Origin of the sequence: Mycobacterium sp. THU-M104, from assembly GCF_049197365.1 — a bacterium.
GTDB lineage: Bacteria > Actinomycetota > Actinomycetes > Mycobacteriales > Mycobacteriaceae > Mycobacterium.
This window is the reverse complement of record NZ_JBMIOP010000012.1, coordinates 1-26,056: the sequence shown is the minus strand read 5'-3', so window position 1 is coordinate 26,056 and position 26,056 is coordinate 1. Positions and strand designations below refer to the sequence as shown.

The 26,056-nt window shown below is 65.1% G+C and carries 25 protein-coding genes and 1 pseudogene; 6 read left to right on the top strand and 20 right to left on the bottom strand.

The window, feature by feature from the left end; translation table 11 throughout:
• Positions 1-419, bottom strand: a 419-nt coding sequence (locus ACOJVU_RS00805) for a PE family protein (protein WP_421528022.1), incomplete at its 3' end; no start/stop codon positions are given.
• Between the two features lie 177 nt (positions 420-596).
• Between ACOJVU_RS00805 and ACOJVU_RS00800 the strand changes: the two are divergent.
• The 3 genes and pseudogenes from ACOJVU_RS00800 to ACOJVU_RS00790 all read left to right on the top strand — a co-directional run.
• Positions 597-776 (top strand): annotated as a pseudogene (locus ACOJVU_RS00800) (helix-turn-helix domain-containing protein); the annotation flags it as partial.
• A gap of 30 nt (positions 777-806) precedes the next feature.
• Positions 807-1,082 carry a helix-turn-helix transcriptional regulator gene (locus ACOJVU_RS00795; protein ID WP_421528024.1) on the top strand — a complete coding sequence of 92 codons (276 nt, stop codon included), beginning with the start codon at positions 807-809 and terminating at the stop codon, positions 1,080-1,082.
• A gap of 151 nt (positions 1,083-1,233) precedes the next feature.
• Positions 1,234-1,785 carry a hypothetical protein gene (locus ACOJVU_RS00790; RefSeq protein WP_095794388.1) on the top strand — a complete coding sequence of 184 codons (552 nt, stop codon included), beginning with the start codon at positions 1,234-1,236 and terminating at the stop codon, positions 1,783-1,785.
• Between the two features lie 39 nt (positions 1,786-1,824).
• On the opposite strand, the gene ACOJVU_RS00785 is transcribed toward ACOJVU_RS00790, so the two are convergent.
• The 3 genes from ACOJVU_RS00785 to ACOJVU_RS00775 all read right to left on the bottom strand — a co-directional run bounded on the left by ACOJVU_RS00785 (position 1,825) and on the right by ACOJVU_RS00775 (position 4,740).
• Complete coding sequence (locus ACOJVU_RS00785) at positions 1,825-3,057, bottom strand: PPE domain-containing protein (protein ID WP_421528021.1); 1,233 nt, start codon at positions 3,055-3,057, stop codon at positions 1,825-1,827.
• A gap of 203 nt (positions 3,058-3,260) precedes the next feature.
• Entirely contained in the window at positions 3,261-4,001 is a 741-nt protein-coding gene (locus ACOJVU_RS00780) for a DUF2637 domain-containing protein (RefSeq protein WP_421528020.1), read from the bottom strand.
• A gap of 199 nt (positions 4,002-4,200) precedes the next feature.
• A complete protein-coding gene (locus ACOJVU_RS00775) occupies positions 4,201-4,740 on the bottom strand; it encodes a hypothetical protein (protein WP_421528019.1) in 540 nt (179 codons plus the stop codon).
• Here ACOJVU_RS00775 and ACOJVU_RS00770 point away from each other — a divergent pair.
• A complete protein-coding gene (locus tag ACOJVU_RS00770; protein WP_421528018.1) occupies positions 4,720-4,989 on the top strand; it encodes a hypothetical protein in 270 nt (89 codons plus the stop codon). The genes ACOJVU_RS00775 and ACOJVU_RS00770 overlap by 21 nt on opposite strands.
• A gap of 46 nt (positions 4,990-5,035) precedes the next feature.
• Here the strand turns inward: ACOJVU_RS00770 and ACOJVU_RS00765 are convergent, their stop codons facing one another.
• The 9 genes from ACOJVU_RS00765 to ACOJVU_RS00725 form a co-directional block, all read right to left on the bottom strand.
• A complete protein-coding gene (locus ACOJVU_RS00765; protein ID WP_255254593.1) occupies positions 5,036-6,232 on the bottom strand; it encodes a DUF1173 family protein in 1,197 nt (398 codons plus the stop codon).
• Positions 6,233-6,263: 31 nt separating this feature from the next.
• Complete coding sequence (locus ACOJVU_RS00760; protein ID WP_095794446.1) at positions 6,264-7,367, bottom strand: DNA-methyltransferase; 1,104 nt, start codon at positions 7,365-7,367, stop codon at positions 6,264-6,266.
• A gap of 5 nt (positions 7,368-7,372) precedes the next feature.
• Complete coding sequence (locus ACOJVU_RS00755; RefSeq protein ID WP_421528017.1) at positions 7,373-8,194, bottom strand: DUF4326 domain-containing protein; 822 nt, start codon at positions 8,192-8,194, stop codon at positions 7,373-7,375.
• A gap of 41 nt (positions 8,195-8,235) precedes the next feature.
• Positions 8,236-10,068 (bottom strand): hypothetical protein, encoded by a 1,833-nt coding sequence (locus tag ACOJVU_RS00750; protein ID WP_421528016.1) that lies wholly within the window; start codon positions 10,066-10,068, stop codon positions 8,236-8,238.
• A 170-nt stretch (positions 10,069-10,238) separates the two neighbouring features.
• Positions 10,239-13,046, bottom strand: coding sequence for an ATP-binding protein (locus ACOJVU_RS00745; protein ID WP_095794394.1), 2,808 nt, complete (start codon positions 13,044-13,046; stop codon positions 10,239-10,241).
• Positions 13,047-13,088: 42 nt separating this feature from the next.
• Positions 13,089-13,364, bottom strand: a complete 276-nt coding sequence (locus ACOJVU_RS00740; protein WP_085165299.1) for a hypothetical protein — start codon at positions 13,362-13,364, stop codon at positions 13,089-13,091.
• Between the two features lie 39 nt (positions 13,365-13,403).
• Positions 13,404-14,369: a conjugal transfer protein gene (locus ACOJVU_RS00735; RefSeq protein WP_095794395.1), complete on the bottom strand. Its 966-nt coding sequence runs from the start codon at positions 14,367-14,369 to the stop codon at positions 13,404-13,406.
• Positions 14,366-14,881 (bottom strand): hypothetical protein, encoded by a 516-nt coding sequence (locus tag ACOJVU_RS00730; RefSeq protein WP_421528015.1) that lies wholly within the window; start codon positions 14,879-14,881, stop codon positions 14,366-14,368. The genes ACOJVU_RS00735 and ACOJVU_RS00730 overlap by 4 nt, the downstream gene beginning before the upstream one ends.
• Before the next feature lie 38 nt (positions 14,882-14,919).
• Positions 14,920-15,903 carry a hypothetical protein gene (locus ACOJVU_RS00725; RefSeq protein WP_095794397.1) on the bottom strand — a complete coding sequence of 328 codons (984 nt, stop codon included), beginning with the start codon at positions 15,901-15,903 and terminating at the stop codon, positions 14,920-14,922.
• Between the two features lie 459 nt (positions 15,904-16,362).
• On the opposite strand from ACOJVU_RS00725, the gene ACOJVU_RS00720 reads away from it, so the two are divergent.
• A complete protein-coding gene (locus ACOJVU_RS00720) occupies positions 16,363-17,175 on the top strand; it encodes a hypothetical protein (protein WP_095794398.1) in 813 nt (270 codons plus the stop codon).
• A gap of 7 nt (positions 17,176-17,182) precedes the next feature.
• Here the strand turns inward: ACOJVU_RS00720 and ACOJVU_RS00715 are convergent, their stop codons facing one another.
• From ACOJVU_RS00715 to ACOJVU_RS00685, 7 genes are all read right to left on the bottom strand, one after another.
• Complete coding sequence (locus ACOJVU_RS00715; protein WP_421528014.1) at positions 17,183-19,936, bottom strand: Helicase associated domain protein; 2,754 nt, start codon at positions 19,934-19,936, stop codon at positions 17,183-17,185.
• Between the two features lie 95 nt (positions 19,937-20,031).
• Entirely contained in the window at positions 20,032-21,105 is a 1,074-nt protein-coding gene (locus ACOJVU_RS00710; protein WP_421528013.1) for a phospholipase D-like domain-containing protein, read from the bottom strand.
• A gap of 5 nt (positions 21,106-21,110) precedes the next feature.
• The gene (locus tag ACOJVU_RS00705; RefSeq protein ID WP_421528023.1) at positions 21,111-22,517 is read right to left on the bottom strand and encodes a type IV secretory system conjugative DNA transfer family protein; all 1,407 of its coding nucleotides are present in this window, start codon (positions 22,515-22,517) and stop codon (positions 21,111-21,113) included.
• Between the two features lie 72 nt (positions 22,518-22,589).
• Complete coding sequence (locus ACOJVU_RS00700; protein WP_255254595.1) at positions 22,590-22,712, bottom strand: hypothetical protein; 123 nt, start codon at positions 22,710-22,712, stop codon at positions 22,590-22,592.
• Positions 22,713-23,135: 423 nt separating this feature from the next.
• Complete coding sequence (locus tag ACOJVU_RS00695) at positions 23,136-23,654, bottom strand: hypothetical protein (RefSeq protein ID WP_095794403.1); 519 nt, start codon at positions 23,652-23,654, stop codon at positions 23,136-23,138.
• A gap of 382 nt (positions 23,655-24,036) precedes the next feature.
• Complete coding sequence (locus ACOJVU_RS00690; protein ID WP_095794404.1) at positions 24,037-24,294, bottom strand: hypothetical protein; 258 nt, start codon at positions 24,292-24,294, stop codon at positions 24,037-24,039.
• Positions 24,295-24,296: 2 nt separating this feature from the next.
• The gene (locus tag ACOJVU_RS00685; protein WP_095794405.1) at positions 24,297-25,271 is read right to left on the bottom strand and encodes an alpha/beta fold hydrolase; all 975 of its coding nucleotides are present in this window, start codon (positions 25,269-25,271) and stop codon (positions 24,297-24,299) included.
• 333 nt (positions 25,272-25,604) lie between these two features.
• On the opposite strand from ACOJVU_RS00685, the gene ACOJVU_RS00680 reads away from it, so the two are divergent.
• On the top strand, positions 25,605-25,973 hold the full coding sequence (locus tag ACOJVU_RS00680) for a hypothetical protein (RefSeq protein ID WP_095794406.1): 369 nt from the start codon (positions 25,605-25,607) through the stop codon (positions 25,971-25,973).
• Positions 25,974-26,056 lie beyond the last annotated feature (83 nt).

The window sequence follows — 26,056 nt, the reverse complement described above, 5'->3', positions numbered from 1 at the left end:
AACAGCACCTCGGTGGGGGTGTTGATGACGTTCTCGATCGGCTGCAGCGCAGGAGTGTTAACGAGATTTTCGGCTGTTTGTAGCGCGGCTGCCGGCGCGGTGTTGACGAGGTTCTCGATGGTCTGTAACGGCGAGACGTTCGCGGCTTCGACAGCGCCGTAGGCTGAGCCGCCGCCGGTGAGGGTTTGGACGAACTGGTGGTGAAACGCCGCCGCCTGGTCGGCGAGGGCCTGGAATTCCGTGCCGACGTCGCTGAACAGTCCCGCGATGGCCGTTGAAACCTCATCGCCGCCGGCCGCCAACACCGCTGTTGTGGGGCCGGCCGCCGCAGTCCTCGCGTCACCGATGGTCGAGCCGATCGTGGCGATTTCGGCCGCGGCCGAAGACACCTCGTCGGGGACTACGTACACAAACGACATTTGAATTCCCTTTCATGCCAAAGCAACTAGCGTGATCAGCTCCGCGCCACGGCGGTCAGTGATATCCCGCAATATCCCGGCCGGGCGGGAGTCGGCGTAGGATCGCCGCAACCCTATTCTACGTTATAACGACACGTTAATTCGAGCGGGATTAACAATTTGGGAAGTGTTCAGCCAATGTCGTCTCATGGTCCAAGCAGCCCAGCGCGCGGCGCGATGAGCAGGCGTGTTCTACGCGGCTTTAACCCCACCGAGTTCGTCGCTTTGCGTCTGCGCCGCGGGCTGACCGTGTCTGAGGTGGCGCGATTAGCCGACGTGGCCCACTCGACGGTTCACGCGTGGGAGGCAGGGACACGGACTCCGCAGGTCGATTTTCTGGTGCGGGTGATGGCACTACTGGACGCCCCAATCGCCGACGTCGTGACGATTGATCCTGAGGAGCGTTACCCCGGAGACTGGCGTGTGATCCGCGGGCTGACCCAGCCTCAGTTGGCGGCGTCGGCCGGCATTGCCACCAATACGCTGCGCGGGATCGAACGAGGCGACCAGGGCCTCACTGACACCAACGCAGCCACTTTGGCGCAGGTCCTGGATATCTCCGTCGAGCAGTACCGGGCCGCCTATCAACGTGCGCGCACCCGCCCGCCCGGGACGCCGGCCTGATCGACGGCGGCGTTGCGCCGGTTCCGTCAGGCATCATGTCTGTTTCTGGGCACCCGGGTGGCGGGGCCCGACACGCTGATGACAGCGCCCCCGGTGCTGGCCTTGTCTGGATGAGGCGAAAGTGTCAGTCCTATCGGCGATCATCGATGACATGGACGACATCGACGACATGGATGCCCAAGATCCCGAGGGTCCGCACGACCCACCGACTATCGAGGAACTCGCAACCCAACTCGAGGATCTCAAGGCGGCATTAGCGAAGGCGAAACGCTCGGTGGTCTGGGAGGCGGTCGCGTGTAGCGCAGTGATCGCGACCGTAGTGGCCCTGATCGTCGGCGCGGCCTGGACATTGTGGCCCGACCAAGGCCCAACCACGGCCGACGATAATCTCGATCAGTTATTGCGCCCCGGTCCGCACTGTTACAACAGCTCGGCGGAGATGGCCGCTGCACGGCAGCGCGCGCTGACTGCGATTGACCGCATCCGCTGGGAGAGGGACTTCACTCAACGCTTTGAGAGCGAGCACCATCAGCCAGCTCAAGAACCCGTCAGCATGATTCCTCCGAACGTCCCCGTCGAGCCGCCGCCCCCGCCACTGCCGATGATCCTCGGCCCCAAGGACCCGGGGGTGCCTGCATCCAGCGATCCGCACCTGTCGATCCGCGACGACCTGTGCTTCGGGATTCCGCGCCCAGTGGTGTGACCAGCGCATTCGACCCGGGCGGCTGGCTGCCCTTGCGCATCAGGCGGGCAGCGTGGCTCCGCTCGGAGGTGCTGGGTCAGCTGGATCCGGGACGATATCGGTCCTTGGCAGCCAAATGCCGGTTCCGGGCAGATACTCCTCGTACCCGTACGGGCCGAGTGCTCCGGGGGGTTTGAACTGCGCATGCGGAAAGTCGCTCGCCGGCACCCACGCACCGCTGCCTTTGCCCAGCTCGATATAGGGAACCATGTTTCCGTGGCTGTCGGCGACCGCGGCCGGGCCTAATGCCCCTGGCTGCAGGATCTTCAAACCGGGCAACTCATCTTCGCGCACGAAATTGCCTGAGCCGGGGCCAAGTTCGACCCAGCCAGGCCCGTATCCCGGCTGCGCGGGTCCCATTCCATTGGGTCCGCGGATGATCGGGAAGTGCAGCTTATCGCCAGGCTTCCAGTCGACGGCCTTGACGTCGGACGAGTCAGTCGCCGCCCCGCCAGCGATCGGCGGCGCAAGTTTCATCGACTCGGCCAACGACGACAGACCGCCGCTGCTGACCGCAGAGTGGTAGGTGGTCGCCGCCGACGTCGCCTGGGTCTGCTTGTAGGCCAGCTCCTGTGACTTCTGCTGTACCTCAGCGGCATTGGCGCCCCTACTGGACGAAAACCGCTCCAACGCGCTCTGCAGCTCCTGGCGGGCCTGCGCAAACTCCTGCGGGCTCGGTGTGCTGTGCTTAGCGGTCTCGAAACTGGTGGCCACGCTGCGCGCTTGGCTGGCCAGCATCTCGGCGTGATCACCCATTTGGGATAACCATTCACCGTGCAGGCGGGTATTTGCCCCGGCGCGCTGCTTACCGTCATGCCAGCTTACGTCGATTGCGTGGCCGGCCTGTGTGGTCGTGTCAGCCCCCTGGCGAAGTTCAGACGCCGCCTGCTGCCAATGGTTGGCGAACACGTGCAAGCTCGACGATCCTGGCCCCCCGTACAACGCTTGGGCGTGGGCTTCCCCAGGCAGCGGCGCCAGCGCGGCCGGCATTGGCGGAATCGCCGGCACGTCCGGTGAGGGAATATCCGGCAGTGGTATGAGCCCTGTGGCCATGCCCGGATCTGCCCCGTTGGCGATGCCCGCGGCGTTGAGGTCATCCTGAGCGGTCAGAAACGTGGCCGTGTTCGACACTGCCAACGCGCCGACTTCCCGTACCGCTGAGCCATGGGACAGCAGCGCTGCCAAGGCGGTCGATGCGGCGTTGAGTTGGCTCACCGCGGATAGCGACGTCATGTCTGCACCCGGAGGTTCGGCGGCTGCCGGCGCGTGGGCCTGCGCCGTCCCCGACAACTGGCGAGCTGCAGCGCTCAGCCCCTCGGCGTCGACATGAATGGGCATCGGTTACCCCCTTTCGGAGCTCTGTGGCTCGCGTCTGGCTCGCCATAGACCACGTTCATGCTAGTTGCGATGGTCGCCGGTGCCGGCCGCCTGTTGTGTTATGAGACCTGTGCGAGTGGTTCTTCGCGCAGAACTTGCGCGCTCGCATCGACAATCTTGCCGACTGTGTGGTGGTGTATGTCCAGGCGGCGCCCGATGTCTCGGTTCGGTAGATTCATCTCGTAGCTCATCTTCAGAACCGACGAAACCTGATCGGCATCAACGTCTTTGAGTGTGATGAGCTGCATAACCTTGTCGGTGAGGTCGTCGTATTGCAACGACGATCCCGAAGGGATGCGGTCGCGGGCTGGCGCAGGGGCCGCGGCAAGCGTCGAGCTGTGTTGTCCTTGCAGGGCGCTGTGCGCGGTGTTCGGCGCGGGCGCCGACGGACCCGGATTCGCCGCCGCCCGCGGCTCTTGGGCTTTCTGCTCGGTCTTGATGCGGCGCACCCGCAACAGGATCGTCAGTCCGTGGATCGACACCACCACGGCGACCGGCGCGACAGCCCCGACCACCGCCCGCAGCGTCCAGGGCAGCTCTTGTCGGGGCGGCAAGATTGCGTGCAAATCATTGCCGACGATGCTGACCAGTAAGCCGCCCAGCAAGACGGCCCAAAAGAAGCGTCGTTCACGGCGATCGTGCATGCACACCACCACACCTAATGTGGCCAGCAGTGTGGCTCCATCAACGGTGCATGGCCATAGCCAGGCTTGCCCCGCGGGCACGTGGCCCCGGGTGGCCACGTCGGCGAGAGCGGTGAAACTCAGCCTGAAGCTGGCCGCCCCGACGAAGATGGCCATCATCACAGCGGCGACGCGGATGAGCAGCACTGCCCAGGGGTGCACTCGGATGCTGTCTGCCATGGCCGATGATGTCCTTTCCCGAATCCGTACAAAATGGGGTACAAGAATTAGCTGCGGTGCCCGGCTAGGTTGGCTAGCGGCGGGTGAGAGTGCCCGCCGCGGTCCCCTTCGTCAGCTGGCCTGGTGTCTGCTGCCGTCATCGCTGCGCATACACCTCAACGCCGCCTGGCTGCGCGGAACGGCGGTCACGGCCCGCGGCGCGGCGGCGCGTAAAAAGCGGCGACCGTTGAGGGATGAGCAGCGCGAGACCTGCTGCGATGCTGTCGCTAGCGCCTGCGAGTTCGCGGAGGTACTCCCCTAGCCCGGGGATGTCGTCGGGCACCAACGCCGCTAGTGCGACCGCCAGCGCCTGCAGCTCGTAGCGCGGCATCTGCTGCAGTTCGCGCCAGACGGCGACCGGCGAGGATTCGCCGTGCACGTCACCGACGACCGCCATCGCCCGCTCAAACACACTCTCGCACTGCTTGATCCGGTAACCGCGGCTGCAGAACGCGACAGGCAGCCCCTCAACGTCGAGGAGATACCTGATCTCTGCCGCGACCGCCGACTTCACCCCGTCGAGCAGCAGCGCCGCCCGCACGACGGCCTGATCAGTCCACAAGTCATCTCCGGATCGATTCGCCGCCACCCAGCCGTCCTCGATGAATTCGTCGCGGTGCCAGCGCAGGATGGTCACCAGCGAACCTGTGCTGATGCCGAAAAATGCTGCCACATCGGCGATTGTTGGGGCTTTGGCCAAACGTTCGGCCTGTCCGACACGAAGCTCGTCGAGCACATCAACCCTGCTGGCAAGCTTGTCGCGCCGCTGGCGCGCGCGACGCCGAGCTTGTTGCCGGGCCTCTCTCCGCAACGCCTCGCGGTCCTCGGCCTCACGGTCTTCCCGATCGCGGATGTCGACGTCGGGGTCAAAAAGCGCAGTCATTGAGAATCTCCTTTTGTTGTTGACGGTTTTTTGGCCGCGCGATCGTGTCTTAGGACATTGGTGACGGCAGATCCGGCATGTCCTCGTCGGTACGCCAGTTCCACACCGGCAGCCCGGCGAGCGACGCATCGCCATCGGCTTCACACCCGGCAGGACGGTCGATGAAAGCGGCTATCGCCGGCGTGGTGTCGGTGAAAACCAGCGAGGCCAGCGCGGTGGCGCTGCCGTTATACGACAACACTTTCCGAAACGAGCGTTCCTCGTCGATCGCGGTCATCAGCAGGGTGCGGTCGGCGTCGCCGCTGAACGGTAGCCAGTTTCGGTCGGTTGTCATCAGCGACAGTTGTTCGACGTTGGCGTATCCGGCCGCCGACACCGAGAAGGTGCAGATCGCTACCAGCCGCACGTCGCCAGCGGCGGCCATCTGCCACAGCTCGAGTTCGGTGGCGAACCGCTTGGTGAGCCTTCGGTGCAGGTCTTGATCGAGGAACCAGGGGTGCCCAGGCTGATGGCGGACTTGCATTTTGAATCCATGACTGGCCGGCTCGATTGCCTTGATCTCGCCCACCCCGATCAGTAATTTGGTGGGCTTTCCCGGCTGACGTCGCGCCGGTGCCCATGCCTTAATCCGGTGCTGCTCGATTTCGGTTTTGCGGTCGGCCGAAAACGGTTCGGGCACAAATAAAGACATGGACAGGGGGTTCTTGCGGACAAGTTTGCCGTCCACGGCTGCGCGCAGACGCTGGTAGACGACCCCCCACGGGCGATGTCCAGCGAAACCCGCATGCCAAGTAGTCAGTTCCGCCTCATCCCACAGGTAGTGCAGCACAGCACGCAGCGACAGCTTGTTGCCATCAGCTTCAACGCTGTGTGACGAGGAATCGGAAGGTTCAGGCGCAGCCCGATTTCCGGCCTTCGACAGTGAAAACCCCAGCCGCAGAGCCGTTGTGCCATCGGCAGGGTTGTCGACGATAGACCGCTCAGCCACAGCTCCGTAACCGGACAGCTCGCCCGGCGGCAGCCAGGAGCGACACCGATGATCATGCGCGGCCGCCGTGCCGGGCATCCGTTTGACAATAAGGTCGTGTCCGGCCGCGGCGATATACATCTGCACCCCCGGCGGCTGGCACAAGCACAGCGGCCGCAGCCGCGCAGCTTTCGCTCGACTCAGCAGCTGCTGGGCCGCCGGGGCGTGCACATCGTCAACAACGCTGCCGGCGACGTCGAACGTGCTCGGTATCGTCATGGCCATCGCTCCTGTTCCCTTAACCGATGCGTCAAGCCGGTTCCTCGAAGCCGAGAGCTGCCTGTCTGAGGCGGCTTTTCAGCGTGAGGTCCAGGTAGTCGCAGTTGAGATCGATGCCGATGTAGCGGCGGCCGGTGCGTTGCGCCGCCAGTCCCGTGGTGCCGCTGCCGTTGAACGGGTCCAGCACTGTGCCGCCCGGTTTGCAACCGGCCAGGATGCACCGTTGCGCCAACGCGGGCGGAAAGACCGCGAAATGCGCGCCCGGGTAGGGCTGTGTGGGCAGCGTCCACACATCGCCGGGATTGCGTCCACCCAGATGTTGGCTGCTGTGGCGCTCACCGCCCGCATCCATGTGTGGCTGCGGGGCGTGCAGACCGTGCCATGTCCGACCGGGGCGGTGCTGCGGCCGCCGGCCAGGGATCGCGTCGAAGTCCCGGTCCCACGTCAGCGCGCTTTTGCGGGTCGTGGTTGCCGGCTCCCGGATCGGGTCGAGGTCGAACCAATACTTCGGACGTTTAGCGAACAAGAACACGGTCTCGTAGCGGCCAGATAGCCTGTCGCGCACTGATTCTGGCATCGCGTTGGGCTTGTGCCAGACGATCGCGTTGCGAAGCAGCCAGCCATCGTCTTGCAGCGCGAACGCAACCCGCCAGGGAATACCGAATAGATTCTTCGCGGGCGGTCCACCGATCTTGACCGAGCCGGTGCGCCTCGACTTTGGTAAGGCCTGCGCACCACGGTATTGGGTGTGTAGATCAGCGTGTTTGGGATCGTGGCCCTGGTTTCCCCACGATCCGGCATAGCTGTCCCCGAGGTTGAGCCACAGCGTGCCATCGTCGGCCAGCACCCGGCGCAGCTCGCAGAACACCAGTCGCAGATGCGCTACGTATGCGAGCACATTGGGCTCCAGACCCAGGCAGCACTGCATCGCAGGAACGGTCACCTCAGGCACGCCGCTCATAGGCGTAAAGGTCGCCTCGGGCCAGTCCGTCGGCGCAACGCCGTAGTCGCGTAATGCGTAGTATGGCGGGCTCGTGACGATGCAGTTGGCCGCGCCGGTCTCCATCTGGGCGGCGATATCCAGTGCCGTACCGTGGTGCAGCGTCACCTGGTCGTCGTGGTAATACGCAGACATCGTCGTCACCAGCTCGGCCGTGTGCTGCAACGAGTCTGCGCAGATCGCGCGGTGAGTAGGCTACGCCGAACCAGTACCGACCAAGGCGTGGGCCGGATACCGACGAAGCCGCGGCCCCAGGTGCGGTCGGCAAGGCGATGCGGGTGTGCGAACACCCAGTGATAGACAGCGACGTCGTCGCGGCCTCGTGGCTGGCCCCATGGGCGGCAGCATCCGCGTGCGCGGTGGACGTCCACCAGCGCGGCGGCCCCCAGCCAGCCTTGCTGATTGGTATGCCAACGCGCGTCCAGTCCGACCCGTTCGGCGGCGGTGATGCCCGCGTTGTCGATACGGGTGCCGCCGTAGATCAGCACCGGGCCCCTGTAGTCGGTGGACCACGTCCTGTTCTCAATCGTTTTGCCGCTCAGCGTTTCTGGAACGAGTAGAAGCGACGCCCACGGGCGGCGCAAAGTCAGGCCCATGGCGCGTCCTTGAGCCGCATACGGGTTTCGCGGAGGGTTGGCCAGGTCAAGCAGCACGTCTCGATGGCATCCGGGGTCGCCCAGCGCGCACGTGCAGGCCAGGTCTCGGCCGCCGATCGCGCTGATCTGGGCGAGCTTGTGCGGTTGGCCGGCGAGGGTGACCGCGTACTTGATCATCGCGCCGACGCGTTGGTCCTCACTCATGGCCGGTGTGTGGAACGGGTTGGCGAATAGGGTTGCGGCGCTGACCGATACCGCCCCTCGCGGCGGTGGCGCGCCTGCGCGCTGCATGCGGGGCTGAGGGGCCAGATCGGTGACGGTGTGCGCCCAGGGCGCGGGGTGCGCCTGGGTGTCGGTCATCGTCATGGTGGTCCTCCCTGTCGGTGGCATCGCGAGATCGTGTGTCGTTAGGGGCTGGGCGTGATGCGCCGCGGCGGCTGCTCACCGGGCGCTGGTGGCGTCGAATCGCTAGGTTTTTGTGCCCGCTCGCTGCCGCCGTTCCCCTGTGGAGGGGCTTGCTGTGTGGGCGGCGTTGCAGCAGCCGACCCCGAGCGCCCAGGGGCATGTCCGTTCGAGGTGTCGCGGTGGTGGCGCCTCGCGCCGGCGGCGTGGTGCGCCAGCGACGCCGCGGCCGCCGCAGGCAGCGCGACCTCTGGCGCGGCCACCTCGGCGGCGGTGCGTGCCGCCGCAGCCCGGCCTGCGCCACTGGCCGCCGGTGCTGGCGTCGTGGGGACGGGCGCGGGTGACGATGGTTTGCTTGGCTGCCCGCCGCCGCTTCCCGGGCCGCCACTGCCCGGGCGTGATGGGGTCGGCCCGGGTGCGTTGCCTGCGTGCGGACCGCCGCCGGTGCGGCCGGGTCCGGTGGTCGGTGGATGTCCCTTGCGGCCCGGGGGTTTGAGCCCGGGTCCACCGTGTTCGCCTTGGCCTTGTCCTTGGGCTTGGTTGGTCCGCCGCTTCTTGAGGTCTTTGAGGCGGCTGCCAGCCCTATGAATCGCCCGCGCACCGGAGTCGATGTCATAGGCCGTGCGGGCCGTCCCGCGCGCGAGGCGATAGCCGCCTCGCAGTACCCGCACCGGGCCCGGGATGCCGTGGTCGCCGAAGGCGCGTAGGAGAGCAAAGCGGAAGGCCAGCGCACCGACGACGGCCAGCAGCATCATTACCAGAACTTTGGCCAGCGGCGCCGTCATGCCGATCGTTCCGGGCAGTGTGCCGCGTGTGACCCCGGCCAGGATCAACACCAAGATCCCCAGCCCGACGGTCGCGGCCATCATCTCGGCGCCGTGTAGCAGCACCCGGACGGCTGCTTTCTTCGCGAATTGCCGTGCAGGGCCGGGGAATGCGGCCGCTGCGGCGGCCGGCACCACGATGAACACATTCCAGAAGGCTTTGAACCCGACCCGAAACGCTTCCACGCCCATGTAGTCCAGAGCGAACAGAATGACCAGCACACAGCAGTTACCGATGAAAAACAGCCCCGCGGTGCTGGCATCCAGATGCAGAGCATGGTTATAGGCTTGCGGAGCGCACCCCCTGATGGCCTGCGCCGCATCGGTGCCGCGCAGCAGTGCACCAGTGTAGACGGAGCTGCAGCCGGGGATGTCGTCGATCAGTTGCCCGAAATTGACCAGCTCCACCAGGTCTCGAACCAAAACGTCGACCATCCACGACGTCAGCGTGTCTAACTGCGCGCTCGTTCCGCCGCCCGTGATCGGCCCATTGTGGTAAACACCTTGCGCCAGGGAAAATCCGAGCGATCGGCCCATCCCCAAAATGCCGTGGTCGCTGACAAGGTCGCCAGCGGGGTCGCGCAGAAACACCCAAAACAGCACCAGAGCGACAACGCCGCCCAGGATTATGCCGACGCCCGAGCCGAAACCTGTTGTCAAGCAGACAATTCCCCCGACAACGACGGACACCAAGATGCCGCCCTCCAGCAGGTGCATCCGCTGGATCATCGCCTTCATGGTCGCCACAAGCGGCTCTGCGATCGCGCCCAGCCATGCCAGCCACAACACGCCGAGCGCGAACTTGATTAACCAGATTCCGATCGCGCACACACCGATCAGAAACGCTGTCTCCCACGCCAATAGGAAATGCAGTTGGGCATAGGTGATGGAGGTATCCAGCGACGACATGATCGCCGGCCCCCACGACTGCGGGCTGACCCCGAATTCTGGGCCGTTGGCGCCAACCATCTCCATCAACGGCGGCAGCGACACGAAATGCTGGCCGATCGGCACGCCGTCACTGTCATGTAACCCGGTGAATGACCACGCCGCACCCAACGTATCGGCGGTGGCCACCGGCGCAGTCGCGACCGCCGTTAGCGACGCACCCCAAATCGTCTGCAGGATGAACCACAAGCGCCGTGTCCGGGGCCGCGTATAAAGCCAGCAGGCAACAAGTTCTCTCATGCCGCCCACTGCCCCTGTGCGTCCATGTCGCGGGTGTCGAACGCGGCCCTGAGTTCTGGCTGCACCCGCTGCAGCAGGTTCACCAGCCCGACTCGGCCCAAGTCGTCGAACAGGTAGGCCAATCCACGGCCGGGCTGAATTTGGGTCTGCAGAACCTCGGGGTATTCGTCGGGGTCGATGCCGAGGCGCTTGAACGACGCTTTGGCGTAGTCGCGTTCAGTGGGCTTGAACGGCGTGATGACCCGCATCGGCAAGTTCTGGATCCCGATACCGTCAAAATGCTCGACGTACTGGGAAATAGCCAGCAGCCCGTAACGCTCCTTGCGGCCCTGCAGCCCCATCCGCTCGGCGTCTTTGCGGCCAACCGGGGAGGCGAAATATTCGCGGGCTTCCTCGGTGACCAGAAAGCCAAACGCCCCAGGGCGTCGGTTTGCGCCGGTGTAGGACAGCCGGGTCAGCGAGGCGATCATGCCGTAGATCGCCAAACCCGCACGGGCACGCGGAGATTGCCGCTTGTACAGGTGCAGCTCGTCAGTCTCAGAGGTGGTCGGCAACTCTTGGCCCGCCATATGCCAAATCACTGCGTCTCGCTCGCCGATCGGCGGCGCCGGTAGTGACTCGTCGAACATCGCCCGTAGATAGTCTTTTTCGGAGAAATAGATCAAGCTGTCTGCGAGTTCCTCGTACTCGGCGTACGCCTTTCGATCAAGGTTCTTGAAGTAGCGCACCAGGCCACCGAGACTGTGAGCCACGCCGTCATCGCGTCGCAGCAGGCGACCCAACTGGCGCGCAGGCGGGGACACCGCGTCCATTCCCATCATCGGCAGCAGGTGATCCAGGGTGTGCTCGACGGCCTGTTCTCGTGGAAAGATTTTCAGGCCATCCAGCGACCATCGACTGGTATAGGGACTGATCACTAAGACGCGGTCACCGTGATGCGCCAGGGCGCGAATCCACTCCCCGCTGGGATCAATGATCGAGGCTTGGTGACCGCGCTTCAACAACGCATCCGTTACACCTTTGCACGACTCAGACTTTCCGCCTCCCGGGGCACCCAGCCACAGCATGCCCGGCGCGCCGCGGCGGTCTTTGAAGCCCTCGAAGTCCAGCAGCACCGGCCGCCGCCGGCGCGTCGCCAGGTTTTCAGCGAACAAGATACCGGTGTCGTGTCCCAGCGGTGAAGACGCCAGCGGGGCGTAGCGTGCCCACTGCTCGGTGGTGGTGGGCTGCTTGAATTGGCTACGCGGGGCATTGGTTTCACTGCCGGGCTGCCCGATTTGCCACAGCGCCGACTGCGCACCGCACCGTGCCGACAACACGGTGCCTAACTCTTCAGCGAAGTGCGTTCTGAGTTGTTGCACAGCGTCGGTGAGGGCCGCGCCGGTCGAGGCCCCCACCGCCAGCACCGTTGTGGAATGCACGCCGCGTTCGAGCTGGCTTGCGCTCAGCGCTTCCTCGTACTCCTCGCCGCAGGCATAGCGTCGCACGAGATCGGCGTCACGCGCTCCCGATGTCTGAAACGACTGATCATCGAGGTTGCGTTGCGCGCGTTCCACCGCGGCCAGCTCCCGCTCCCGGGGCACCGCTGCGACGTGCTGATACCAGTCGACGTCGGCGTCGATGTCGACGTCGTAGGCCGATTGCAGGATCTCTGCGCCCGGGAAACTCAGCCCGCCCCTGGGTAACTCGGCGACCGCCAACATCGTTTGATAGCTCGCACCGGCCGGGCCTCGCAACACCAGCAGCGGGGCGAACGACGGCCACCAGCGCCGCCACCACCAGCGATGCTGTTTGCGGGTCTGCTGGTCACCCTCGTCGAACTCGACGGGCATCATCGACGCGAAATCATCAGGACCCAGGCGCCGAGGTCCTCCCCGTCCGTGCGGAAAAGGCCGGTTTCGTGCGCCGAGGGTCCAGTGCCGTTCGTAGAGCCACAAAATCTGCTGGGGCGTGGCCGGTGTCGGCACGAATTGTGCCGGGATTTTCCCTTGGACCTGGGCCGCGAGGTCGCGAAGCGCCTCAAGACTGTCGGGGGCATCCTGGTCGCGGCCAATGATGGTCGAGGTCAACTTGGCCAGACCACCGGCCGCGGTGCGTCCCTGCAGCCCGGCATCGAGGGGAACACGCACGCCGAACACCGGCTCGTAGAACGGATTTTCGTTGACGTAGTCTGCCCACTGGCGAACTTCGCGCAGCCACCGCGGTTGGTCTTCACGGCCGGCCAGCATCCGCTGCAGCAACCGATTCGGGTCGACTTTGGGTGACATTCCCCAGAACACGGCCCCGGAAGGAAGTTGACGCACCAGCGGGCGGTGTTCTGCTGCCTTGACCCTTCTTAGGTCGAAAGGCTGCATGCCGCTCGCCTGTTCAGCCAGAATGAAGTCCGCGTAGACACCGCCTTTGGTGAAGACCAGATTGTCGATGACGGCCTTGGGAGGTGACTTCCACGGGTCACCCTTGCCCGCGATGTCGGCACGCGACTGCGTGCCGATGAAGCAGTTCAACAGCCACAGCAGCCGGTAGCGTGGTGTTGGCCTGCTGATGGGGATTTGGCGGGCCAGGTAGGTGAGCCCTGCGGTGACCAGCACCCCATACATGCAGATCCATCGCGCATATCCGGCATCGAACCACTGGTACATCGCCCAGCCAGTGGTGCCGGCGCCGATGATGGCCGCCGCGCCATCCCAGGCACCCCACGGACCGAGCCAAATCCTGGTGTGATTATCCAGGTAGCCCAAGCGAATCGGGAAATTGAGCACGTCGGCGAACGACTTCGCCGTCAGTTGCTCTCGCTGTTCTGCCATGTCATAGACCCCCTGCAAGTGCTGCTGTGCAGCCTCGCTGCTTTACCCGCCGTATCCGCCGGACATGATGCCGTTGCCGTGCTTGTTGACGGTCTCGTGGAACGACACGGTCAACCCGACCGCTCCCAGCGCCAGCGCGCCCAGCGCGATGGCGCCGATCAGCTTGCCGGCGGCGTGCGCGAATCCCTTGTGGATACCGAAGATCGCGCCGCCAATCCCGGAGATGATCAACGCGATGGCGCCCGGGAAGCGAAAGTCGTTAAAGAATGAGGGGACGGCGGTCAACAGGTCGCCGGCGGCAAGTGTGGTGGCAATCATGGTTGTGCGCTCCGTTCGTTAGTGATGTTGTTGGGGTGGTTAATTCGATGGCCGAGGTGTGGTGGGCACGACCGGGACCAGTTCGTCGTCAGTGGATAAGACCGGTGCGCGGTTGATGCCCGCCACCGACCAATGCCCACCGACGCCCCGCAGCGTCAAGGGATAGCTCATCGCCACGTTGGCGTACTGCGAGGTTTGCGCGGTGACCTGTGCCAGCACCTGGACGGTTTGGCCGTCGGCGGGCTGCGCGGCCACCGGAGCGGTCGCCGTTACCGCCGTCACGATGGGCAGCGGGTTGCCATTCTCGTCCCTGCGGGCCAAATAAGGTGCACCAAGACCTGTGAGCATGGAATCCGTTGTCACATAGCGGGCGACGTCGCCAGTCCCGGTCAAGTAGGCGGACAGAAACCCGGAGGTCACCTGAAATGCCGGATCAGCCGGCGCCAGCGTGGTGGGGTAGGCCTGCTTGAGATCAGCGCCAGGTCCGGGGCCTTGCACCTGGAACGGTAGGCCTGTTGCACGCGCACCGAACCGCGACCACAACACCGGCACCCGGTAGAGCGCTCGCGTCGGCGTCGCCGACTCATAGGGCCGTTCGTTGACACCGACGACCACCGAAAACACCTCAGCGGCATCGCCTTTGCCCGCGCTCCCCTCGAATGTGACCGCCACAACCGTCGGGGCTCCGATCACCACCGCCGGCGTCGACGGTAGATGCAGATCGGAGACGTTCAGTGATGCGAACTGAGTCAACGCACCCGCCGTCGCACTGGTCGCGGTCAGCCACGTGGTCACGTAGTCTTCGGCCAGCGCGGACACCACAGCGGACTTGTTCACCACCACCCGGGCCGGCGCCACCACATCGGTTGGCTCACCAAACATGAACTGCCACAACGTGTGCAGTCCACTCAATGCCGCCAGCACGATCAGCGCGACGGTTGCGACCCGACGCGTGGTCGCCGACGTCGACGATACCCGTCCCTGCCACGTCCTGTTCAGCTTCATCGCTGCCCCGCCGCATACTCAGCGACTGCGTCGCGCATCACGACCGCGACACTGCCGCGCTGGCGCCGCTCCATGGCCGAGGCGCTCTTGACCCATTCGCCCAGCGTGGAATCCACCGCAGCGACAGCCTCGACGGCCGCCCGCCAGCCCCCGTCGTGATCGTCGCCGCCCAGTTGGCGCACCGTGTGCTCAAGCCATGCCAACGGCTGAGGCTGCTGGGAGGCGGTGTAGACCAGCGCCGTCAAAGGCCGCTGGGCCACCTCGCGCCACAGCATGTCGTGATCGACACTGCGGGGCACGCCCACTAAGCGGGGGACATCGCACGTCCTGGCGGCCAGGATGCTGTCCGCGAAGTCGAACGCTTCGCCGGTGGAGGTGACCGGAAGGACCGCCGCAACCCGTTGGGCCCGCTGTGGCCGTGCTGTCAGCACCGTGCGGGCCCACAGCGCGATTGCCGCGGCCGCGATCACCAGCACGGCGACCATTACGCCCCACGACATCGAGGCCGTCACAAGCTGAGCCGTATGCAAAAACGTATCTCCGAACATGGTTAAACCGCCTCGTGCCCAAGAATTTTCAAGGAACTGATCGCGAACGTCGCGTCTACCGGGTCGGAGCCGTCGCCACTGCCGCGGGCCGACCCCTCCAGCGGCGCCGTCGACGTCGGCGGCGGGGTTCCGGGGTCACCGAACAGGCCCGGCAAAACACCAGGTGCTGGGGTTCGCGGAGTCGTCGCCGGGTCTGCTGGCGGGCGTGAGGTATAACGGATCAGCATCCGAATACGCGAGGCCAGAACTCGTTTGATCGGCTGCACCGCGTCGCCGTGAACGTTTTGGGTGTTCTGTGTGACGATGGGAATGCTCGGGTCGTCGGGAAACGAATACTGAACGATTGTCACGACGCGGTGCTGCGACCATTGCGACACCCCGCTTGCGTCGAGGCCGGTCCAGCCCGGGGTCAGGGAGATCGCGGTGATCACGTAGGTGCGGCCCAGGTCGATCGAGATCACCTGCCCGTCACCGCCGCCGCGGACACACACAAACGCGTTGTGCGGATCCATGCCCGACATCGTCTGCGCCGGAGTCGATCCCTCCGCGCAGCTACCCTGCGCATCTGCGGTGTAGGGAAGTGATCGATCCACCCCTGGCCCAGCCGACGCCGGCGCCGTCGGAGATGGCCTGGCCGCGGCGACCGCTTGCGGTTCGCTCAGCGACCCCACTGGTGGGGGCCCCGGCTGGGAATCGTGGGAGTAGAACATGATCGCCCCGACCAAAGCGGCGACGACGCCGCCCGCAACCAGACTGCCGAACCCCCACAGGATCTTGTGGTCGAAGCGCCCGGGGACGGCGACCTTGTCATCAGGGCCAGCCGGGGCTGCGTCAGCGACCGGCTCGGCAGCGACGTCGTCCTCAGACATCAACGCGGCGACATCCACCTCGCCGATGTCGTCGTCGCCGATGGGCACCTGGTCCTGGCCATAGCTGTTCAGGGCCTGGCCCCACTGCTCATCGGTGATCACGTCCTCGGTGCTCATCGCAGCACCCCGTGGGTGGTGATACGCGCGCAGATGTTCGATGGTCGGCGGCGCTGTACCAGCCGGTACTGGTCACGGCCGCCGTGGTCCAGCACCGGCTGTGCAGCGACCGGCCCGACCCACACCCCCGGCCAGCACGCGGCTGCCGGCGGCACCATGTGAACAGCTGGCGGCGCCATATAGGTGTTCCCGTATTGCTTACTCTCTTGAAGGAGCGCGCCCGGCGCGCCCGCCGGGCTACCACGCCTTCCCGGTGCGGTCCGGGGACCCGCGCAATGAGCGATTACCGCGACTAAACCGCATATGAACAGCATATATAGGATGAATAGCCCCGCAGGGACCATGGTCGTCACCCCTTCCTCAACTGCCTAGAGACAATGCGGTCAACAACAGTTACTCTCACCTCTATGGGTGTTGATCATGGCACAGGAAAGCACAAACAACAACAGGTGAACACAGATGCGTCACATAACGCCTGATCGGTACGACGAACTGCGCCGCGAATGGATCGCCGAGCACGCCGGCATCTGGAACATGCAGAAGCGTCGCGCAGAGCTGCTCAACCGCCAGATCCGCAAGCGGATCCGCATGTCCGCCGCAGCGCGCCCAAATCCGTACGACGACAACGTGATTCATCCGCATTGGGCGCGTAACGGGTCGACGGTGGACATCATCGTGGAGCGCATCGTCGTCGGGCTCTGCGCGCTGCTTGCCCCCGTCGGCTGGCTCGCCGGCCGGCTGCTCTACGAGTACCTCGTGCAGTTCATTCCAGGCCGGTTACGGGCCTACCCGATCCCGGCCCTGTTCGCGGCCGCCGCCGGGATCGGTACCTTGACCGCACTGCTCTACAGCCCCGATGACAGCCTGATCGGCACCATCGCGCCGCCGTACGTGCTGGCCCAAATCCCGGCCACCTTCGCCGCGGCCGGCATCTACGGAATCCTCAACGGCTGGTTAGCCATTGACGGCTCGGCAAGCTGGTGGCCCCTCACTCCGGCGCCGCTGCCGGTCGACCTGACCATCCCCATGGGCCCTGACGACTTGACCGCGCCGCCGGTGTTCGACACCGACGACCCGCACCCGCCGGTCGACATGACCCCGCTGACACAGATCACACAGTCGCTGCAGTCACTGCACCTGGTCCGCGCCACCGCGGCGGTCTGCGCGATCGGGACCGCATGGATGATCGGCGCTGTGGGCGTCGGGATCAAAGACGCCGTCGAGCACACCGTGTCCTCACCTGCCTGGTCCTCACCATCGCAACTGCACTAAGCGCGCGCTACCACGTCCATCCAGGTAAGGCTTCCAAGCGTGCGGACTGGCGGGCGCCGAGCTTGCGCCGCCGCGAAGGTTGGCGCATTTCGTGGACCCACAGCCCCAGAGCGATCCCGTCAGGGGTGCAGTAGTCCTTGGGTGGTGTGGCGTGCCCATGTTGTGCCGCATACGCCACCAGTGCAGCGAAGCTGGTCTCCCAAGTCGATTTCTGGCGGTATTCCCATGACCAGCCCGGTAACTCCTCCAGCTGCCGGCGTTGCTCAACGCTGAGCCGGTTACGCCGGGCTGGCCTGCGCACACTGACCACGGCTTGATTCAGCTTGACCAGTTCGGGACGTGTCGGGTCCCGCGGCGGGTAGGCGTGGTCGTGCTCGGCGGCGAAGGCCCGCAGCGCGGTGATGAACTCCTCCCACTGCGCCTCGCTAGCGTTCCACGTCCACCCCGGCAACGCCTCGAGCTGCTTGCGCCGCTCCTCGGTCAACTTGCCCCGCCGGCGCCGCTGATCAGACACCCAACGTCCCAGTTGAAACCCGGAGTCGGTCGTGTAGGACTGCGGAGGTCGGGCACGACCCGTGCGCGCCGCGTAGTCGCGCAGGGCGGCGAAGTTGTCGTCCCAGCCGGTGTCGAGCGGATTCCACGTCCAGCCAGGCAGCGCCGCGAGGCGCCGCGCTCGCATGGCATCAAGATCGCCCCTGTGATACAGCGACCGCTGCCTTTGCATCCAGTTCGCTAAGGCGGTACGCGGCCGAACACGAAGCTCGCCGGTGCGATCGATGTGTTCGGCGAGCTCATTGAACGCGTCTTCCCATCGGGTATCTGTGCGCGTCCACGTCCAACCCGGAAGAGTTTCAAACCGTGCGCGGCGCTTCATCGACAACGGATCTTTGCGCAGAGTCCGCCGCTGATTGCTGATCCACGCCGCCAACCGCAACCCCTCAGCGCTGCGATAGCTGAACGGCGGGAAGGGATGCCCGTGTTTGGCGGCGAACTGTTGCAGCGCAGCGAAATTCTGTTCCCAACGCGCCTCGGTGAGGTTCCACGACCAACCCGGCAGCGCTTCGAGTCGTTCGATCCGTTCGGCCAGCAGCCGACCGCGCGCATACAGGCCACGCTGATGCTGAATCCACGTTCCCAGCGCGCTGCCGGTTTCGCTGCGATCTTTCCTCGCTATGTTGCAGTGCCCGTGCTGGTTGGCGAATCGCTTAAGGCTGCAATAGTTTTCCTCCCACTGGCGCGTCAAGGCATCGACAGTGTGAATGCTAAACGCCTGGAAAAACTGCTTGATCATTCGTCGTGAAAGCGTGGTAGGCACATAGATATCGAGGATGTCGCTTTTGACGTTCTCCTGCTCGCCAAGATCGGGGTCGGCCAGCTGTTCGCGGACCGCAGCCAGGTCTCGACTCAAACTGGGGTCATGGCTTTGCAGCGCCTTGAGGACCTGGCGCGTGCGGCGAAATTCGCTGACATCGATCACCGTTTCCGCGTCCTGGCTATCATCGACGGTCACCGCCAGCACGATCAGTGCAGGCCGATCGTGGTGAGGGTTCTTGCGGATAGCGCGCCCGACCGCCTGGGCCACGTCAACCTCCGACGCTCTGGGTTCGGCGAAGAAAACCGCATCCAGGGCGGGAATGTTGATCCCTTCGGTCAGACACCGCGCGTTGGTGACGACGTTCCACTGGTCGACGCCGGGCACCGCCAGTGTTTGCGTGGCGGCAAGTCGATCGCGCAGCGTGGTGGTGCCGTCGATGTGCCTGATCGCCGCCGCTCGCCCGTCGGGGTTCAAACCTTGCGCGGTCAGTAGCGTGTGAACGCGCGCGAAGGTGGTCGCAAACTCTGCGCTGGCCGCTATCGTGTTGTGAAACGCCAGCACACTGGACAATTGGTAGTCCGCCGCGGCCTGGGTCAAAGCGATCGCAGCCGCCACATGATCGGCGCGCGCCACGCTGTCGTCGCCGGCGGCCAGGCTAACGAGCCGCAAGTCTTTGAGCGCGGCCGCGACCGCACTGTCCGACACGGCAATCACCGCGACCTTGAACGGCGACAGGATGCCCTGCTCGATCGCGTCGCGCGCCGGCAGGGTGAACACCTGCGGGCCGTAAAGGTCGGCATCGTCCATTGACGCCACCGTGCGCCGTCGCGGCTTGCCGGCCCGCGTGCGTGGTCCGCTGTGGACCTTCGGGGTTGCCGTGTAGAACAGGCGATGCTGCGACGGGATCTTCCGCGAATCCAGCGCCGCGGCAAAGGGTTTCCCCTGCAGGCCCGCGGTCCGATGCGCCTCATCGAACACCGCAACCGACCACGGCTCCATACCATGCTCGGTGTGGGCAGCGGCGATCACCGCCAACGACTGGTAGGTGCAGAACGCGACACCCACACCCGTTAGCCCGGCCCGCCACGCAGCCACCCGTTGTGGTGATGTCGTGGACCCGATAGACAGTTCGTCGCTGTGGATGTCTTCGGTGTCGCGCAAGTGCGCTGAACACACACCCAGCGCGGCGAAGTCAAACCGGGCTTGCTGTTGCCAAGTCCGATAGGTTTGTTCGAGCAACCCCAGCGTCGGGAACGTCACCAGCACTGCGCCGGGCCGGCCATCGAGCAGCTTGGCCACGGCGTGCACGGCCATCAAAGTCTTGCCGGTGCCGCAGGCCGCCACAATCAGCGCCCGTTCCTGGCGTGCGTCCACGACATCAACCGCGGCCCGCTGATAACGGCGCAGACGTAGGCGCCGCGGACGGCGTCCACCCTGGTCAGCCATCACCCAACCGCCGGCTCACCGTCGCGCCGGCGGCCCCGATGCCCGCACTGAGCTCCACGATGCACATCTGAGGATTCTGCCCGTTCTGCGCACCGTCACGGGCCACCCGTCGGCGCCGATCCTTCGGCGAAATCCGCGTCGAACTGCGCCCGCACCGCAGCGACCACGTTCGGCGCGTCGCCGGCATCGATTCGCAGCGACAGCTCCCGGTTCTCAGTAAGGCTCATCGTCGACAGGTTGTGGCTGCCGATCAGCACCGAAAACCCGTCGGTGACAAGGGCTTTCTCGTGCACGTACAACCCGCCCGGCTTTGTCGCAAAAGTATGCACGACGCAGCCCGCGTGTTCGACGTCGCTGACCGCCGCCGTGGCTGCGGCATCAGCGTTGAGGACGATCCGGCACGCGACACCACGCCGCGCGGCCTGGCTAACCGCCGCCGCGGCCGCCCGATCCTTGAACTCCTCAGTGGTGATGTCAACAGAGCGGCGCGCACCGCTGATAGCGCGCACGAACACCGCCCGCGCCGCCGGTGACCACACCAGGCCAGCAGCGTCGACCGCTCGCGACAACTGCCCCGCAGCCGCCTGCGCATAGTCTGCGTCAATCGTCGCGGCAATGGCGGCTACCTGTGTAGGCACGGTGGTGACGACAGCCGCATCCCGAGCGGTCGCGTAATAGTGCGCATCGAGATTGCCGGTGCTGACCACCGCGGTCTTGTCGTCGATCACCAAAGCCTTCTCGTGCACGATGGTTCCCGCCGGAGCCCAGGCCACGTTGACTCCACCCGCCCGCAGCGCGTCGTAGGCGGCCTGATTGGCGTGCTGGCCATGGAAAGCGCGGTCGAGTACTACGGTCGTGGCCACACCCCGCTGTCGATGAGCGTCGATCAGCGCCTTCTCGATCGCCGGGTCAGCCAGCAGATACATCGTCATCCGCACCGACTTCGCCGCGCTGTCAATCAGCGCTGTGATCGGGGCGTAGGTGTCTTGGGGCTCCTGGATCAGGCTGTACTGCCCGTCGGCGGGCATCGTGTTGCCGGCACGGCCGTGTGCGGCCCCCGCCGGCAGCCCGCCACAACCAGTAAGTGTGGTGGCCGTAGCCAGGGCCAGTGCCGCGACACCCAGCCGGATTTGGCGGGGCCGTGCTGTCCGGTCGGCCGGCGGCGCCACAGCCCTTACCGCCCGATCATCCGGGTAAGCCACCGCAATCCCTGCGCCGCAACACCTTCGGATGGCGCGGCCCCGGCGCCTGGGTGACGTGACGTCTTGCCGGCGCGAGCCAGCAGCGCGGCGCAGGCCTGGTCGTAGTGGGCCTTGAAACGGGTCCAATCGGGAATTTCCACGCAATGGCCCAGGCCACCGCGGATCAACAGGCGGGCGTGCTCAGCGTCAGGGGGAAGTAATTCCTGCCACTTCAGCGACGGCCCGAAATCAGTGTTAAGCCCTTTATGCCCATCGGCCTGCCCGTAGCTTTCGGTGCGGCGAAAGGTCAGCCCGGACCAGTCCTCGGTCCGATTCATCAACAGTTCCTCGTGCGCGCCATACATGATGATGTTGGCGGGAAAGATTGCTCGCAGCTCCTGGGCATACGTCGGCCCATAGACGGTGTCATTCTGGCACGAGTCTTGTACCACGGCCAGCAGATTGATGCCCAGCCCACGGCCCTCCCCCACGATGCGCCGCAGACCCGGAAGCGGTGCGGTGTTGGGCAGTTCGTCGATCGCCAGCAACAACCGATGCATCTGCTCTCGCTGCGACGTCTTCTCCCGCCAGCGCCGCACCAACGAGTCAATCAGGGTAACCGCAGCACCCGCCACAGTGCCATCGGCGGGCGCCAGCACGAACAATGTGGCGTTCGGCTGGTCCAGAAACGACGGATCGAACACTTTCGTCAGATCTGTTGTGCCGGCCGCCATCAACGCCGTGCGCAGCCACGGCGTAATCGCTTTACGCATAGTGATCGCGACCGAGTCCCGCTGCCGCGGCTCCATTCCCAAGATGCGGGTCATGCCGATCGCCAGCACTTCGTAGCGGCTGCAGATAGCAGCTGCCTGCAGCCAACCAGGCTGGCTGGCGCCCTCCGGTGTGGTATCGAGGTTGTCGACAGCCCTCAGAACCCATTCCATCCCTTGACGATTGCCCTGCGGGGAGGCTGCATAAAGAAACGCCGCCAGCGGGCCCGCTGCCTGCGACTCCCACACACCACCGTCGGAAACCTGGTCAGCCCCAGAACCCATACCCACCGTCGCCATCTGCATGATGGTCTCGGCAATCGTCAACGCCTGCAACGGTGTATCGATCGTCGTGGTCGGGTCATAAGCCATCGCCTCGACACCGTCCGGGTAGACCGGCCTGACGACCGGCCGGAAATCGATCAACCCCTTCGGCCCGAACCGCCGCTCCATCGTGTTCTGCATGACGTCGTCCTTAGACGACACCTGCACAACAGGCCCGCCCCATAACGTGCTCGCCGGAGCTAGCAGGCGACGCGACTTGCCCGACTCGGTCGGGGCGCTGATCAAGCAATGAGCCGCTGTCCGTGGCACATAAAGCATTTCGCGGCCTTTGACGAACCGCCGCATAAAACCGCAATACGGTGTCTGCGGGCGCACGTATGGTTCTGTGATCATCGACGTCCTCCAAAAACTCGTCAGTTAGTTGTTCACCCGGCCTGCGACGTTGGCTCCCACGTTCGTCGCACGCAGGTAACGCCTGAATCTTCTGATGCAGCTGATCATCATCAGCGACACGTCCGCCGCCACGCCGTCGGCAGCCATCCTGGTAACCTCTTGTCCAAACCCACTGCCCGCCAAAGGGGCTCGCCCATATCCCAACACCAGGCAACTCACCGTCACGGCTAGCGCAGCGACCATCACGATCCCCCCAGCCAACGTCACGACGCTGAAAACGAGCCTGACGTGCCGCCCATACCTTCGCCCGGCCGCGGTGTCTTCCCACGCCGCGTAGCCCAAACCAATGACGAACGAACAGACAAGCCCACCGATCAACATCCCGGCCCCCTGTAGCCGTGGTGACCCTCGGTTGCCTCAAACTCGGCGGGAGTGCCGCGACGGCAGTCGGTTCCCGCTGCCGGATCTGCAGTTGCCGCGTGGTTGTCGAGATCGACAACCACGGCGGCTCGCTGCCCGACACACGGAGCACTCGTGCTACCCACCAGCGAATCTCCTTGACTATCAGAACTACCGTGTCGGGTACGAGTTACGCTCGGGCGTGTCGCGTTCAGATTCGCCGCACCCACCGCCGGAGAAGTTCCGCCAAGGGATGAACTGCCATTCGCCGTTACGGCGCGGGCAAAAGAAACCCCAGGCCTGCCGGTGTGGCCCGGTGACCACCACGCTCAGACAGGGTTGTGCACGGCCGCTGTCGTCGCGAGCCAGCTCGACGCGATGCCGGTGCCTGGCGGGCCGAAAGACTAGTCGGCCCGCTCGCCGCCACCGCGAATCCCGTTCTGTCACCTCGCAATACTTTCCAGACAGCAGCACGCTGGCAAACCACCATGGATGGTTATGCAGCGCCGGTGGATCATCAGAACCGACGAACTTGTGCAGATAGATGTTCACAAACCGGTTATGGGGCACTAAGAACCAGCGCCGCAAGTAAATTCCGCCGCGCTCGGTCGCCACTTCTTGATGCGGTCTGCCACTGAGCAGTTGGTGAAGCCACCTGCAGTGGCTGGGAGCACTGATCGAGGCACTCACCGCTGGGGTTCCTTCTGGGCTAATTCGTCGTTGCGGGCACTACCAGCACTCGAAACCGGCTCGCAAGAAGAGGCATTCGCTCGTGCCGAGTCCGTGCAACGCCCAGCCAGTTCGGTACCGTCGGCGCCAGCAGCTACGCCCGGGAGCCGCGCGGTAACCCTCGCGTCGGATCGGGGCGGCAGTGACGTGTTGTGCGAGCAACATTCGCCGTGATGCGCCGGCCAGGTCATGACGCGGTTTTCCACCTGCGCCACATAATCGAAGCTCGCTAACAGTCCCATACAGGTCGCGGCTTCTCCGGCCAATAGGCAGGCCAAAAATGCTGCTTTCCCACCGGTTTTCGAGTGCGTTGAGTGCCCAACGGGCCCCTGGTAGTACGCGCTCATCGGCAACCCGTCGGCTCGTCGCTGTGCGCCAATGCCCAGTGCGCCAGGCGGCCCGGCTGACCGTGCACTCTACGCACCACCCCGCGTCGTTGCAGGGTGAGCAATGCCCGGTAAACCTCCTCGGCGACCACCGCTCGGCGCCCAAGTTGGCCACGGTGCTCGGTAACCGCGATGCGGGCCGCAGTGGTCGTCATCGGCCCCGCGGCCCTCGCGAGGGCGTCAACTAACTGCCCGCGCAGCTCCTCAGCGCTCACAGCTACCCGGCCAACGATCGGACACCGACGGTTTCAGCTTGGCCACGACGCACGATCGAGCCCATCGCCACGACCCCGGCGATCTCGTCGGCGACCTCACGTGGCGCCTCGTGCAGGAGCATGTGCCCGGCATTGCCTACTCGACGATGTCTGGCACCGGCGATACCGGCCGCCATCAGCACCGCATGCGCCGGCGGGGTCAGCACGTCGACATCCCCGCTGATGACCGTGGTCAGCGCACCAATGTTGCCCAGTTTGGCGCGCTGGTCATAGCCGCGCAGACCGGGCAGAAATCCCGCCGCGGTACTCAGCGACGTCGAGGCCAGTGCGGCGCTGCACATCGCGCACAGGACGGCACGCTCGACACGCGCGCACCCCCGGCAAAGGCCGACCAGTTCGCACAGCGGACGTGCCGCGCGGCGAGCCGCGCGTTCGACAGCTCCAGCGGGGGTATGGGCGACCAAGCCAGCCAAAATATCGGGCGCCGGAGTCCTGAGCAGACGGCCCAGCCCATAGTGGCCGAGGTCTCCTGCCGCGGTGGCTACCAGGATCAAGCCGTGCGGGCGCACGGGCTGGCGATGCGCAGGCCTGGCGCCAAACGTCAACGCGGCCATACCTCCAAGGGAATGACCGGCGATAGTCAACTCGCCGCGCACCCGCATCGCAGTCAGGACGTCGCTGAGATCATCGGCGAGCTGCTCGGTGTGATAAGACCGGATCGGTGCGTGAGCCGAATTCCCGTGACCGCGATGATCGTAACGGATTATTCGCGTGGCCTGCCCCAACCGATCCCCCAACGATTCAACGACAAGATCCCAGCTTTGCGAGCCCTGGCACAGTCCGTGCAACAACAGCACTGTGCGATCGGCATCCACCGGACCGCTGTCATAGACCGCCAGCGCAACTCCGTCCCGGGTCAAGATTGTGTGCTGCACCACCCGCGCCCCACGAGCGGTACGCCCGGCGCACACGGTCATGACTGCAGCTCCGCTGCAAGAGCCAGCGCGACGTTCGCGCCGCCGCTCGCCACCAGGACCTGTTCACGTCCCTGCTTCATAGACGGATGCCGTAATACGGCAGCGCCATGACAGGACCTGGCACACTGGCTCGCCCCGGTGCCCCCCATTACCGATTGAAAGAGCTGTAGCGCATCTCGTTTGGATAGGCCCTCCGTCGCATTTCGTATCAAGCCCAGACTAGGCGGGACGAGGAGGCAGAACGTGCTCATCACTTCATCTTGACAGAGCAAAGCAGCCAAAACAAGTAGTAAACATGATACTGTGCACGTACTGTTTCATCAGGAGGTGGAAATGAGCACCGAGCCCACGGCCCGCGAAGCCCTCGACGAGGCACGAGACGACATCACCTTCGCGCGACAGGCCGCCCTCAGCGGCGATGACTCCCGACGCGCCCAGTACGCCATGGCTGCGATCGACAGCGCAGCTACCACGCTCCTCGACCCCGCAGCAACCCCACCCGAGGTGGTCGCCGCACGGTTCTTCCTCCACGAAGGACTCGCCTTAGACGGCCGCGCAGGTGCGTGCGGCGCCGATAGCATCCACACCGAGGACGAAGCATCCGCCCTCGACGCCGATGCACAGGCCTGGCTGCAGAACTACCTTTCCACCCAACGCGACCTACCCGCAGTTGCCCTGTACGACAACAGCATCGGGCTCTAAACACAGGCTCACCGATGACTACCACGCGCTGTCAAGCCAAGGGCTGCAAGACCACCGATACGACGTTCATGTGTCAGGTCCAC

What these genes read in the sequence shown, in the direction of transcription:
- ACOJVU_RS00795 (WP_421528024.1), top strand. Translation starts at nt 807, where the DNA reads ATGGCACTACTGGACGCCCCAATCGCCGACGTCGTGACGATTGATCCT.
- ACOJVU_RS00790 (WP_095794388.1), top strand. Translation starts at nt 1,234, where the DNA reads ATGGACGACATCGACGACATGGATGCCCAAGATCCCGAGGGTCCGCAC.
- ACOJVU_RS00785 (WP_421528021.1), bottom strand. Translation starts at nt 3,057, where the DNA reads ATGACGTCGCTATCCGCGGTGAGCCAACTCAACGCCGCATCGACCGCC.
- ACOJVU_RS00780 (WP_421528020.1), bottom strand. Translation starts at nt 4,001, where the DNA reads ATGGCCATCTTCGTCGGGGCGGCCAGCTTCAGGCTGAGTTTCACCGCT.
- ACOJVU_RS00765 (WP_255254593.1), bottom strand. Translation starts at nt 6,232, where the DNA reads ATGACGATACCGAGCACGTTCGACGTCGCCGGCAGCGTTGTTGACGAT.
- ACOJVU_RS00760 (WP_095794446.1), bottom strand. Translation starts at nt 7,367, where the DNA reads ATGTCTGCGTATTACCACGACGACCAGGTGACGCTGCACCACGGTACG.
- ACOJVU_RS00755 (WP_421528017.1), bottom strand. Translation starts at nt 8,194, where the DNA reads ATGACGATGACCGACACCCAGGCGCACCCCGCGCCCTGGGCGCACACC.
- ACOJVU_RS00745 (WP_095794394.1), bottom strand. Translation starts at nt 13,046, where the DNA reads ATGGCAGAACAGCGAGAGCAACTGACGGCGAAGTCGTTCGCCGACGTG.
- ACOJVU_RS00740 (WP_085165299.1), bottom strand. Translation starts at nt 13,364, where the DNA reads ATGATTGCCACCACACTTGCCGCCGGCGACCTGTTGACCGCCGTCCCC.
- ACOJVU_RS00735 (WP_095794395.1), bottom strand. Translation starts at nt 14,369, where the DNA reads ATGAAGCTGAACAGGACGTGGCAGGGACGGGTATCGTCGACGTCGGCG.
- ACOJVU_RS00725 (WP_095794397.1), bottom strand. Translation starts at nt 15,903, where the DNA reads ATGAGCACCGAGGACGTGATCACCGATGAGCAGTGGGGCCAGGCCCTG.
- ACOJVU_RS00720 (WP_095794398.1), top strand. Translation starts at nt 16,363, where the DNA reads ATGCGTCACATAACGCCTGATCGGTACGACGAACTGCGCCGCGAATGG.
- ACOJVU_RS00715 (WP_421528014.1), bottom strand. Translation starts at nt 19,936, where the DNA reads ATGGCTGACCAGGGTGGACGCCGTCCGCGGCGCCTACGTCTGCGCCGT.
- ACOJVU_RS00705 (WP_421528023.1), bottom strand. Translation starts at nt 22,517, where the DNA reads ATGCGGCGGTTCGTCAAAGGCCGCGAAATGCTTTATGTGCCACGGACA.
- ACOJVU_RS00700 (WP_255254595.1), bottom strand. Translation starts at nt 22,712, where the DNA reads ATGGCTGCCGACGGCGTGGCGGCGGACGTGTCGCTGATGATGATCAGC.
- ACOJVU_RS00685 (WP_095794405.1), bottom strand. Translation starts at nt 25,271, where the DNA reads ATGACCGTGTGCGCCGGGCGTACCGCTCGTGGGGCGCGGGTGGTGCAG.
- ACOJVU_RS00680 (WP_095794406.1), top strand. Translation starts at nt 25,605, where the DNA reads ATGAGCACCGAGCCCACGGCCCGCGAAGCCCTCGACGAGGCACGAGAC.